The organism is Nostoc sp. FACHB-110 (assembly GCF_014697425.1).
Taxonomy (GTDB): Bacteria; Cyanobacteriota; Cyanobacteriia; order Cyanobacteriales; family Nostocaceae; genus Nostoc_B.
On the sequence record NZ_JACJRU010000050.1, the window covers coordinates 13924 to 26671 of the forward strand.

General features: G+C 40.6%; 12 protein-coding genes. 5 read left to right on the forward strand and 7 right to left on the reverse strand.

All coding sequences use genetic code 11. The annotated features are described in order from the left end of the window. Positions 1-129: 129 nt before the first annotated feature. A complete protein-coding gene (locus H6G69_RS29225; RefSeq protein WP_190692622.1) occupies positions 130-2880 on the forward strand; it encodes a cation-transporting P-type ATPase in 2751 nt (916 codons plus the stop codon). Between the two features lie 851 nt (positions 2881-3731). After that, the gene (locus H6G69_RS29230; RefSeq protein WP_190692623.1) at positions 3732-5609 is read left to right on the forward strand and encodes an HMA2 domain-containing protein; all 1878 of its coding nucleotides are present in this window, start codon (positions 3732-3734) and stop codon (positions 5607-5609) included. Between the two features lie 47 nt (positions 5610-5656). Here the strand turns inward: H6G69_RS29230 and H6G69_RS34565 are convergent, their stop codons facing one another. Beyond that, positions 5657-5788 carry a hypothetical protein gene (locus H6G69_RS34565; protein WP_277883495.1) on the reverse strand — a complete coding sequence of 44 codons (132 nt, stop codon included), beginning with the start codon at positions 5786-5788 and terminating at the stop codon, positions 5657-5659. Between the two features lie 796 nt (positions 5789-6584). Between H6G69_RS34565 and cax the strand changes: the two genes are divergently transcribed. Further along, a complete protein-coding gene (cax, locus tag H6G69_RS29235) occupies positions 6585-7673 on the forward strand; it encodes a calcium/proton exchanger (protein WP_190692624.1) in 1089 nt (362 codons plus the stop codon). Positions 7674-7726: 53 nt separating this feature from the next. On the opposite strand, the gene H6G69_RS29240 is transcribed toward cax, so the two are convergent. Both H6G69_RS29240 and H6G69_RS34885 read right to left on the reverse strand, forming a co-directional pair. Next, on the reverse strand, positions 7727-8830 hold the full coding sequence (locus H6G69_RS29240) for an ArsA family ATPase (protein ID WP_190692625.1): 1104 nt from the start codon (positions 8828-8830) through the stop codon (positions 7727-7729). Between the two features lie 84 nt (positions 8831-8914). Continuing rightward, on the reverse strand, positions 8915-9061 hold the full coding sequence (locus H6G69_RS34885; protein ID WP_190692626.1) for a DUF454 family protein: 147 nt from the start codon (positions 9059-9061) through the stop codon (positions 8915-8917). A 125-nt stretch (positions 9062-9186) separates the two neighbouring features. On the opposite strand from H6G69_RS34885, the gene H6G69_RS29250 reads away from it, so the two are divergent. After that, entirely contained in the window at positions 9187-9384 is a 198-nt protein-coding gene (locus H6G69_RS29250) for a hypothetical protein (RefSeq protein WP_190692627.1), read from the forward strand. 154 nt (positions 9385-9538) lie between these two features. Beyond that, positions 9539-10534, forward strand: a complete 996-nt coding sequence (locus tag H6G69_RS29255) for an HMA2 domain-containing protein (protein ID WP_190692628.1) — start codon at positions 9539-9541, stop codon at positions 10532-10534. Positions 10535-10638: 104 nt separating this feature from the next. On the opposite strand, the gene H6G69_RS29260 is transcribed toward H6G69_RS29255, so the two are convergent. The 4 genes from H6G69_RS29260 to H6G69_RS29275 form a co-directional block, all read right to left on the reverse strand. After that, positions 10639-11298, reverse strand: coding sequence for a carbonic anhydrase (locus H6G69_RS29260; protein ID WP_190692629.1), 660 nt, complete (start codon positions 11296-11298; stop codon positions 10639-10641). Between the two features lie 66 nt (positions 11299-11364). Next, positions 11365-11727 carry a hypothetical protein gene (locus H6G69_RS29265; protein WP_190692630.1) on the reverse strand — a complete coding sequence of 121 codons (363 nt, stop codon included), beginning with the start codon at positions 11725-11727 and terminating at the stop codon, positions 11365-11367. Between the two features lie 442 nt (positions 11728-12169). Further along, positions 12170-12373: a hypothetical protein gene (locus H6G69_RS29270; RefSeq protein WP_206757652.1), complete on the reverse strand. Its 204-nt coding sequence runs from the start codon at positions 12371-12373 to the stop codon at positions 12170-12172. Positions 12374-12490: 117 nt separating this feature from the next. Continuing rightward, complete coding sequence (locus H6G69_RS29275; protein ID WP_190692632.1) at positions 12491-12709, reverse strand: hypothetical protein; 219 nt, start codon at positions 12707-12709, stop codon at positions 12491-12493. Between the last annotated feature and the right edge of the window lie 39 nt (positions 12710-12748).

Sequence of the window (12748 nt, forward strand, 5' to 3'; positions counted from 1 at the left end):
ACTCGATTTTTGGGCAATCATTGAAGAAAACTATCGTAATTATTGATTTTTATTAGTGCTTAAATTTAATAAACACTAATTTATAGTGCTATCTTAAATTCAACACTTATTAAGAGAAAATAAAAAATTATGCTTCAAACTGTATCTACCGTTGCGCCACCAAGAGATAAACAGCCAGAGTTTTGGCATTCCTGGGAAATTGAGGAGGCGATCGCATATCTCAAAACCGATGAAGAAACAGGTATAAGTAGCATTAGAGCAAAGCAATTATTAACCGAGGTAGGAGCAAACGAACTCACCGCAAAGAAAACCCAGCCTTGGTGGTTAAAGTTTCTTTTGCAATTCAACCAGCCACTCTTGATTATTTTGTTATGTGCAGGTTTAGTTAAAGCCTTGACTGGTAGTTTTGTGAACGCTGGGGTAATTTGGGGCGTGACAACTACCAACGCCATTATTGGATTTATTCAAGAGTCAAAAGCCGAAAGTGCGATTTCTGCACTAGCAAAAGCCATTACCACCGAAGCCACAGTCTTGCGAGATGGGCAGAAAGTCCGCGTACCCTCCCGGGAATTAGTACCAGGGGATGTGGTACTGTTAACATCAGGCGATAAAGTACCTGCAGACTTACGCTTAATTCAAGTTCGTAACTTGCAAATTGATGAATCTGCTCTTACGGGTGAGTCGGTTGCTGTCGAAAAAAATACACGAAGTCTCCAGCCAGATACACCTCTAGCAGAACGGAAAAATATGGCCTATGCGGGGGGCTTTGTCACCTTTGGACAAGGCACTGGAGTAGTAGTAGCCACAGGTAACACTACGGAGACTGGGCGAATATCTCAGCTAATGGAGCAGCATACTGATATTTCTACACCATTAACCCGTAAATTTAATAAATTCAGTCAAAATTGGCTGTATATGGTGCTAGGTTTAGCAACACTCTGCTTCGTTGTGGGATTGAGCTTTAGAGGTGTAAACGAAGCTCTAGAAGCCGCAGTTGCTTTAACAGTTAGTGCCATCCCAGAAGGCTTACCAGCAGTAGTAACTGTCACTTTAGCGATTGGGGTTTCCCGAATGGCGCGGCGGAATGCCATCATTCGGAAGTTGCCAGCTGTCGAGACTTTGGGTAGTGCAACTGTTATCTGTTCTGACAAAACCGGGACTTTGACAGAAAACCAGATGACAGTGCAAGCCATCTATGCTGGAGGACATCAATATGCGGTTACAGGTATAGGTTACATACCTGATGGCGAAATCACCAGAGATGAACATCCAGTAGATTTAAATAGCGACAAGGGTTTACAAGAATGTCTGATAGCTGGATTACTCTGCAATGATTCCCACCTAGAAGTTAAAAATGGCAAGTGGGTAGTGATGGGAGATCCCACAGAGGGTGCTTTGATTGCATCAGCGAATAAAGCGGGTTTTAATCAAACTTCTCTAGCCCAGCACATGCCCAGACTAGATGGCATTCCCTTTGAGTCAGATTATCAATACATGGCAACATTACATGAAACACCCAGAGGGAAAACTATTTATGTGAAGGGTTCAGTAGAAGCAATTTTGCAACGCTGTCATCTGATTTTGAATACAGAAGGACAACCCCACCCTCTAGATTGTGTAGACACTTTATCACGAGCCAAAATTGAACGAGAAGTCAACATTATGGCGCGTCAAGGCTTGCGAGTTTTAGCCTTAGCGAAAAAGCCTATAGAAGATGAGCAAAATACAGTAGATCATCCAGATATTGCTGAGGGGTTAATCTTCCTAGGATTGCAGGGAATGATTGATCCGCCGCGTGAAAGTGCGATTAAAGCCGTGCAAGCTTGTCAATCAGCAGGGATTCAGGTGAAGATGATCACGGGAGATCATGCTGTTACAGCACAAGCGATCGCCCGGAGAATGGGAATCAACAAAAACGGCTCTGTTCTGGCTTTCACTGGTGCAGAACTCGCCCAAATGGATAAAAGCGAACTCGCCCAAGTTGCAGAAGAAGGCGTAGTCTTTGCCCGTGTCGCACCAGAACAAAAACTGCGTCTAGTTGAAGCTTTACAATCTAAAGGCGAAGTTGTCGCTATGACTGGGGATGGTGTCAACGATGCACCCGCCTTGAAACAAGCAGACATCGGTATCGCAATGGGTGGCGCAGGTACAGAAGTAGCTAAAGAAGCTGCGGATATGCTACTCACCGATGATAATTTTGCCTCGATTGAAGCAGCAGTAGAAGAAGGACGAGCCGTTTATAAAAATCTCATCAAAGCGATTTGCTTTATTCTGCCTGTGAATGGTGGCGAATCAATGACGATTTTAATTAGTACATTGTTAGCTAGAGACTTGCCAATTTTATCTCTACAAGTTCTCTGGTTGAATATGTTGAACTCCATCACTATGACAGTACCTTTGGCATTTGAACCCAAAGCCCAAAACGTGATGCAACAACCACCACGTCATCCTCATGAAGCATTATTATCAGGCAGTCGGATACAGCGAATCTTAGCAATTTCTTTATTTAACTGGATTGTGATATTTGGAGTATTTGAATATATCCGCCAAACCACAGGTAATCTAGATTTAGCGAGAACAATGGCGATTAACTCTCTAATTGCTGGGCGGATATTTTATCTATTAAGTATTAGCCAATTAATACCTAATCTGATTGCCAAGATGGACGGCACGCTAAAAGAAAACGTTGATGTTCCTGCAATTGGATTTGGAATTTTAGGAGCAATTATTTTACAAATTGTCTTTGCTCACGTACCGTTGATTAATGAAGTGTTTGAAACAGCACCTTTATCCTGGCAACAGTGGTTGTTCTGTTTAGGCGTGGGTTCACCGATGATTTTATGGGCTACAGTTGTGAATCGTTTAGACCCACCTAATTAATACAATTTTTCCAAGCATAACCTTCAATTGATAATCTAGCTCGGTTCATTATTGTGCATTTGAAGTTTTCAGTAGCCACAAAGATTGAACCAAGCTAGACTTCATATTGTGATTAATTAGTTAAGTTTGCTTTAGTCAAACTTTTTACCTCCCTTTTTAAGGCTACGGTGTACACACAAGTCTGATAAAGTTGCCTAAGAGGATGTTTTAAAAGGCGAATAGAATTCACCCAAAACTTTTAAAACATCCTCTAACAGTATTTTGATCCCTCCTAATACCAATTCACGGCGGACGCTCCTTCTCCCAAAGGGAGACGCTACGCGTAGCTTGCTTCTTTGAAGGAGTACGTCGTTAACGCAATTAAAAAACTTAGATGCAGCAAAGCTTTCAGTGTTTACATCCATATCATATTTTTCGTGAAATGGTATAACCCTAGGGCTGATTCTTTGCGGCAAGAGAAAATGTTAAGCACTATATACTTTCGTTCCTCAGTTATTTTGTCACGGTAAGTAGTCTAGACAGAAATAAGAGTCTTATTTTCTCTGCAGAACATGAATTAGCCCTACAGCTACCCCCACTTCCCCTGCTCATTTCACGACGATCTCACTTTTTCGCGTTGCTCCCAATTAGTATCAGGTTTAGATTTGGCAGAGCGTTAATTTTTACTTCTGCTCCTGGTAAATATGCAATTACTTTACTCCGTCGAGCTTAGACATCACGGTTAGAGAAGTTGTCGGGTTATGTTAAGAGTTATCTGACATAGCGAAGATTCAATTTGTTTTTTTTTGATTGTGACTTATTATATTGATCACAATGGAAGTTGAATATCTTCCCGACAGCAATCAAGAAATATGTTTTATCAAGTCGTTCATAGCACCCAGGGGCGTTGCCGTATTCGTGTGCCCAGACTGGCAGATGACTTAGAGTTTGCTGAAAACCTCAATCGCTTGGTTGAGTCGTGGCAGTTTGTAACTAAGGTTCGCATCAATCCCGCAGCTAGCTCGCTGATTGTTGAGTACAAAGTAAGTAGAGTTAATTTTGAAGATGCCCAAAAATATCTGTCAACCTGTATTGAAAAGGCAAGTTGTTTTCAACAAACAAGTTTGATTGAAACTTCTAATGAAGAAACTATAGAAGAATCTGACCTGATTCCCGAAGTTAATCAATGGAGAGATTTAAGTCTACCTCTTTTGAGTCTGAGTTTGGCGATATTTGCCGCTCCGTTGGAGTTACCACCTCTATTGATTATAATAGCGATCGCTGGTGCGGCGATGCCTTGGTTCAATCGAGCGGCTGATAGCATTGTGAATCAACGTCATCCGAATATTGATCTTTTAGACTCGGCGTGGATGACTCTACAAACCGTCCAAGGTCAATATATTGCTCCAGCTTTGAAAACCACTTTAGTAGAAATCCGCAGAAGCTTGCGCGGTACAGTTGAAGAAGCCAGAGAACAACAAGCTCGAGATTTTTTAAATTATTTACATCAAGATATTTGGGTAGAGCGTGATCAATTACAGCCAGCAGTCAGAGCAATAGAGTTGCAAGTAGGCGATCGCATCACGATTCATGCTGGTGAAATAATTCCTGTAGATGGTAGGATTATCTCTGGTAGTGGTTTGGTGGATTGCTCCTACCTCACAAGTATAGATACACCTATTCATTATTCTTTAGGGCAAGAAATCTACGCTTCTTCTCGCTTGTTGGAAGGAGAGTTGTCTATCTTAGTAGAGCGGACAGGTGAAAATACTCGCTTGGGATTGATTGCTCATCTGATGCAGACTACTCCGGTGCATGATACGCACATTGGCGCACAACAAGCAGAATTTGTGAAAAATGCCATCGTGCCAACCTTAGTTTTAGGCGGCACTATTTTTGCGGTAACAGGTAATTTAGGAGCTGCTATTTCTCCTTTTCAGTTTGACTTTGGTAGTGGTATTCCTATTTCTATCTCCACAACCATCCTTTCTGCCTTAACTTACGCTGTCCAAAATGGCATTTATATCCGTAGTGGTCGCGTTGTGGAGTTGTTAGCTCAGTTAAATACCCTTGTCATCCATGACTCTGCACTATTGTATCTCAATACAACTACATCAGACTGCATTCAGGCGATCGCTACCCTGCAAGAACAAGGCATTACTGTTTATCTCGTCAGTGAAGATAGTTTAGCCAAGACTAGCATACTGGCAAATAAATTTGGCATTCATACTCACCATATTCTTGCAGAATCTGATCCTCAACAACAAGCAAACTTAGTTGATGGACTCCGCAGTCAAGGAGGGTGCGTAGCAGTTCTGGGAATAAATGGTGATTGTCAAGCAGACATTTCTGTCTCACTGGCCTTTGGGGGGAATATTTCTCAAGAAGCAGATGTGGTACTGCTTGATCAGCAATTGCCAGGATTGATTTATGCTATTGCGATCGCTCAACGAGCAATGGAGGTAGTTTACCAAAATACGGCAACTATTGTTATTCCCAACCTGATGATGCAAATTGGTGGTGGTATGTTCTTGGGAGTCAATCCAATTTGGAATGTCATTGTGAATAATAGTTCCGCATTTATCGCTGAATTCTTAAATGGTTCGCGCCCCATTTTTGATGCGATTGTGCCATCACAACAGAAAAATAATCACAAAACAAATATTATGGCGATTCCTGCAACTTCTACCGAGTTACCTTTACCTATTTTGAACAGTAAAAACTTGAATCAACAACCTTTAACTCAGTGATAGAACCAAGGTAAATTGACTTCTAAAAAATTTACAATAAAAGCAAATTAATGCTGACGTAATTTTCGATATTGTCTAGAAATTTGTCTACTTTCCTCCAAATAGACTTGCACTACACAAAAGGCCATACAAAATAAAACAACATAAGCAACCAAAGCAACTACAACTATGCTATCCATTTTTATCCTCCCTAGCTTGGCTCTTTTTGAATAAATTTTTTCTTTTTTTGAGCTATAGACCATTTTAATGTTAATCAGGTCTAATGTCACATAATGAACGCAAATCTCTATTTTTGTTGAGGTTCAAAAATAGCTTACGCAATATTACTGAAGAACAGAGTATTTCTCCCTAAATCTATATCGTTGGGAAATTTCTTGAGTTTCATGCTTACAGGCTTCGATTAGCTGAAAAGCCATAAGCGACATAACTAAATAAGCAGCAACAGAAACTATAACAATGTAACTCATTTTTTCAGGAAATATTGCTTACTGATTACATTTAAATATTAAAAAATTAAACTTTGATTGCCTTCTACTAAAATATGTAAATAATTTCCCCCCAAAGTAAGAGAATAAGCAATTATACAAATACTTCTTAATCTAAGCAGATCAACATCATTAAATATCAAATAATCACCAGACTAACCCACTCCTGTTAAGGCTTTTTCCTTCTTTTTCCTGGCTTCTTCTCATACAGCATTTTTGATATGGATTAGGTAAATTTTCTAGTCTCTCTCTCACAAGTGTAGGTTTTTAACCCAGTGATGAGTAGAGACTCTAAAAATCACGATTTAATCAAAGTTCTATCCCCCTCACACCCCTACACCCTAAATCAAGTTTTTTGAGGCAGAAGGTAAAAAACCTACAGATGTCAGAGTCTCTCTCCCCCTGGAAAGGTTTACTGCACCAAACTGAAAAACGCTGTAACTTGGGTTTGATAAAAATTATTGATAGTTTTTCTAAAGGACTAAGCCAAATGACAACAAAAGATAAAATTCTGCTTTATATGTTAGTGTTTGTGCCCATTTCCTTTATAACGGAATGGCTGCATTTACATCCTGTGATTGTTTTCGTTATTTCTGGTTTAGCAATTATTCCCTTAGCAGCGTGGATTGCTAATTCTACGGAAGAAATTGCTACTGTTGTCGGGCCGTCTCTCGGTGGGTTGCTCAATGCTACTTTTGGCAACGCAACTGAGATGATTATCTCTATTGTTGCCCTTCATGCGGGTTTGGTGGAGGTAGTCAAAGCCAGTATTACAGGTACTATCGTTGCTAACCTACTTCTGGCTTTAGGAGCAGCAATTTTTTTGGGAGGGTTACGTTTTAAAGAGCAAAGTTTTCAGCCTAAAGTAGCCCGAATTAATGCTTCTTCACTAAATCTGGCTTTGGTAGTGCTACTTACGCCTACTGCTATCGACTTCACATCTAAAGGAATACAGCCTACAACTATCAATAATTTTTCTGCGGTTGCTGCAATCTTGTTGTTAGTGTTCTACCTGTTGATGCTGCTGTTTTCTATGAAAACTCACAAGGATATGTATGAACTCAGAGCTACTGAGCTTGATGAGTCAGACCAGTTAGAAACTAAGTCTCATCAACATGAAACATCTTTGTGGAAGAATATTGCTATCTTGTTAATTTGTACTATTGCGTTGGTATTTGTTTCTGATGTCTTAGTTGCTAGTCTAGAAAAAGCAATTACGACTTTAGGCTTTACTAGCTTATTCACAGGGGTAATTCTGATTCCCCTTTTTGGAGGTGCTGTAGAGTATATTACTGCTGCTACCTTTGCCATGAAAAATAAAATGGATTTATCAGTAGCAGTGGCAATGGGTTCTAGTCTGCAAATTGCTATGTTTGTTGCGCCAATTTTGGTGTTAGTGGGTCAATTGATGGGACAACCGATGAATCTAGATTTTAACCCATTTGAAGTATTGGCAGTAGCGATCGCTGTTTTAATTACCAACTCCATCAGCACAGATGGAAACTCTAACTGGCTAGAAGGAACCTTACTGCTGATTACCTACGCAGTTTTAGGAGCAGCATTCTATTTTCATCCATAAACCAATAGAGACGTTGCAATGCAACGTCTCTACTACAAATACCGGATCACAACCTAAAATGAAATCACCAAATAAGGTTCTTCAAATTTGCCTCCGGTAACTGGCTGATTTCGTAGTTCGTCTGGTAAAACAATATTTCGCCGTTGATCACCTGCTTCAACCGTGAGTTCTGTACCTAACTGGGTAAGCTTGACTTGCGATTTACTGAATCCTGGCAAGAATACTTGTACCTGACGTTGTGCCAAATCAACTGTTAAAGGTTCGGGGACATGAGGAATAGTTTTAAAATCTGGTAGCGCATCTAGTAGAGCTTGCCAATTGTAATTTTGCAACGCTGGAATTATGTTGACTTCCAATGGAGCAAAAGCTTGCTCTAGTTGGGTTTTGTTAGCTGCTTCATAACCTTGATAAGCTAGAACCCCACTTACTCGCAAATCAACTTGCTGTGCGCTACCCCAAAGCCAACGAGCCTCAGCGATGGCTGCTGGTTCATCTGTAGTTACTAAATAAGCACTTAACCTTTTGGCATCTCCGACAACTGCAACGCTTTTAGCAATCCAATCTTGAATTTGCACAATAGCATCTTGCACTTTTCGAGTGTCCATATTTGCACTCAACAAAGCACTGGCGAGAGGCCCCCCAATCGAGTCGGCGATTTTACTCAAGTCTAGAGATTCTAGCACTTCACGAAATCGACGAAAATACCAATCTGCAATGTTGGGAATTCCCAGCATTCTCAATGATTCTAAATCTCCCCGCCCATCATAAATGATCACATCATAGTCTTCACTTTGATAGTACTTTCGCAGAGCGTTGAACGATAGAAGGCTATCAAAACCCGGTAGGATAATTACCTCTCCCGAATATATCTCCATTTGTACAGAGGACGGCAGGTAAAGAGCCAACCACTTTTTGACTTCTTCCCAAACTTGTTCTAATAGTACAGTTGCAAGCAACTGTACCACACTTAGATTAGGTGCTATCTCTTGGGGAGTTGCTGAAAGAGAAGTTTCTAACAGCAGTTCTGCACTGGGATTGGGATTGTGGGTTACTAGTAGCACCCGTTGAGAATACTGAGCAAACCATTTAGCAGTGGCGATCGCCACTGTAGTGTGTCTCGTATCTGCCTTGCCTAAAAATGTAATAATTCTGCTCATCAAGGCCTAGCCCTTATGTCTTTTTCAAGGACTGAAGTTTACTCTTTAGCGAGAAGAGTGCGGTAGTTATCAGTTAACTGATTTTTATGATTCCAAAGTACTGAAACAGAAAGCAGCAACAAGAAGAAAAGGAGTTCCAGGAACTAAGGGGAGAAGTATCCCAATTATACCCAAAACAATGCAAATGGAACCGATAAAAATTCTCCCGGCATTTCTGATTTGCTTGAGCATAGGATTTATCCTACAAGTTGTTAAAATTGCTTGTTTAATTTAGCGTATCAGGTAATCATGCAATTATGAGCAGTATATAAAACATACTGCATAAATTTCCATTTACTATCTCATTTGAGGCACTTATGTCTTATTCTACAAGCTATGCTCCACAGTCTTCCTTTGTGTCTGGGGCATTGGATAACCTGAGGTTTTTCTTACCCAATTTAGTTTTATCTTTGGGTATCTCTATTGTCGGTTCGATTGTGCTGACTGGATTAACATATTGGCTCAATGCGGCGATCGGCCTTCCAGTAATTCCATTTTTGTTTATTATGATCTAGAGTAAGTTTAATGAATTAGAGATAAGTAGGGGCGTAAAGTATTGCGTCCCTACTTTCAATCAGTCCTCAGAAAGGATATGTACGGTCTGCGTTCCATTCTTGGAACACAACTTTTCACCACAGCTTAAAATTGTTGATATTAGACAAATCCGCTATGGATTATCAAATTGTTCATGCTGTTGAAGGACGGATTCGCATCCGGATTCCCTTATTAGCTGAGGAAACAGAGTATGTTAGTAAATTACAAAAGCGGGTTGAGTCCTTGAACTATGTTACCAATGTTCGGATTAACCCTCTAGCTGAATCAATGATTGTCACTTATAAATATAAGTTTGTTTCATGTAATATGATGCAGACTCATCTTCAAGAAGCGATCGCCCAAGTAGCTTCTCCCCAGTCTCCGTCTACATCTAGTGCATCACCAGAACCAAAAATTGCCCAAGTAGCTTCTCCCCAGTTTCCATCTCCGCCTCCTATACCAGAACTAACAGTAGAAGAAAAATCCCCTGAGATTTCAACAGAAGTTGCGCAAGAGTCATTTGCTTATAGCGGAGAACAAGTTAACCTAGATCAAGACCCTTGGGAAGAGGAAACAACTCCAGCAATTGAACCACCCAATGATGAAGTCCCAGCAGATTTAATGACGTCGGGGGTATCGACGATTGCAGAGGACAAAAGCAAAGATGAGTTAGTAGACGCTGTTACACAACAGGTGAATTTTGATGTAACACCGTTGCAAACATCCGCCTTAGCAAGACGTTTAGAGGTACATCCTAAAGCTTTAAGCCGATATAAGTCAAAACCTGACTTTAGCCTGTGGAGCCAAAAAAAAGACCCAAACAACATTGCTTGGACTTATGATAGTGTCTCAAAAATCTTTTGCCCAACAGAGCTAACGGTAAGTACTAATCTATCTAATCCTCAAGAGCAGAGAATACAGACGGAAGCAGAAATTGAAAGTGAAGCTCCAAAAAGTGAAGCTCCAAGTGGAATAGTAGGAGGAATCGTCGGCGAAGTTCTGTTGCCAGAAGAGGGTGGAGTAATTGGTAAAGATATGGGCGAAAAAATTAGCTCGGCTGTTACAGAAAAACTTGAGGAAGAAGTAGAAGTAAACAGCGAGCATAGTGAACAAGAATCTGCTCAAAATTAGTTATATCATGTCCGGCTAATCAGTTGTGATTCGACAAAACCCTCTCCCCTGCCCTCTAATGATCAGTCTTTAACAGGACATGATATTACATAAAGCGCATCAGCTTACCGTGCTTGTATCGTCTCTACTTCAAAATAGGGAATCGTTTCATGCTCTGCCTGGATATTACAACGATCCATACTGTAGACAAAAACCCCTCCAGTTTCAATCTTATAAACCCAACCGTAGAGCTTGATTTCACCTTTATGAAGTTTAGAATGAATGATTGGATAAGTTCGCAAATTTTCTAATTGGGTCATTACATTCTCTTCAATTGTGGCATTCAACAAGTCCTCTCCTTCGTACCCCTGATAGTTGTCTCGAATCAGCCGACGAGTTGCTTCTGCATGTTTTAACCAGTCATAAACTAATGGCATCTCATCAGCTAATTTCCCCAATTGCAATAACCCCTTCATTGCTCCACAGTTAGAATGACCGCAGATTATTATCTGCTTAATGTCTAAAGCTTGAACTGCGTATTCAACTGCTGCGCCTTCACCGCCATTAGTCGCACCATAAGGCGGAATGATATTACCCGCATTACGAATAATAAAGAGTTCGCCAGGTTCAGTTTGAGTTAGCAAATTTGGATCAATCCGCGAGTCAGAGCAGGTAATGAATAACGCTCTGGGGTGCTGTTCATGTCCAAGATGCTCAAACAAGTTTCGGTGTTCTTTGAAATAATTGGTTTGAAATTTATGCAACCCAGCAATTAACTTTTTCATTATTTCCAAAGCTCCAATAATTGAGCCAAAAAATAAATTTTGCAGTACTTAGGATGAAAAAGCTGACTAAGTAAACTTTATACTAATTAGTTCTATGGCATCTTGGAGTTGTTCTTTGTGTTTCCAAACACAGCCGCCATAGATCATTTTTCCATCAGGATCAGCTAAAAATATACAATCGTCTCTAAACAATGGGCTTTTCCAGGTTTTAACTACCGTTCCATCTCTGAGGATAAACTTAGACTGAGAATGTTTAATCAAGTTTGGACGGCAATATGCAATTCTAGGTACAGTTGCTAAAATCTGCATTACTGCTGCTGTTGTTGTGGCGATCGGTTGTGTAGATATCCACTTCTCGTCTTCTATCTGAGAACCCCATTTACCAATCTTAAATTGTGAGAATGGAATTCGTGGAAATATATTTACCATAATTAGTGTTCCATCACTATATAGGCAGAAGAAAATTAAAAATTCTCTTTGTGTCCTATGTCCAAGAAATTCTCTCACCCCGGTTGTAGGTAGAGTAGCCGTGGTGATGGATAATTAGCTTGTGCATCAAATACTTGAGGTTTTGGAGGAAGCGAGGATACCCCAGATGGTGCAATCATCTTGACTCATACGGGGCTTGTAATAAAGGCGGTTGTTGGAGTTATCTTTTCCCCTACACCCCACACCCGAATGCCACTAAGTTAAGCGGAAACCCTTGATATAGTAGGCTTGGAGGGTGTGGGAATTAAGAAGATGTGAACTCCCAAGCGCAATTAAAATTTAATTGTCTTCAACACTACACCCTACACCCTGCCAAGACTGGGTTTCACGCTTTCTTAGTGAGATTCCTCTATACCTCACACCCCACCCCAAAGGGGCTTGGTCAATTCTCGCACTTATTTGTCTTCAGGTTTGTAACACTTGCTGTCATCGCACTTGTCAAGCACGATCGCTCTGAAACTTGCAATAATTTACCGTGAGGCAGTGTAACGTCAAGAATCAAGAATAGCAACAGCAAACCTAATGGCCCAATGGCAAGAGCAAATGCTAACTTACGCACATTTAAGAAATCTGGATGATCTAGCATGATGTCTCCTTTGAGAAGAAGTTGTTTTTGTGGCGTTGCATAAATGCGGGATGAATTAAGATATCGAAGCAAAATGAAAATCAGTTTTATGACCTAAAAAGCCGCCAAGTTTGGCAGTCATTCACACAGCTTGTTGTAAAGATGGTAACTGCTTTGAAGGAATGGGATTTTGATTGATGGTTTCATACAAGGATGAGCCAGCATTCTGGGCGGGTTTCCCGACTGTGGAGGAGCCACTGCGTTGCGGTGAGCAGTCCGTTGGGCGGCTTCGCCGACTTGAAACCCGAAGGGGGGTTCTCCCCGTTGTAGCAAGTGGCGTGCAACTGGCGTTATCATTCACTTTTTTCTAGAACTGAGTAAAAAATATAATTAATT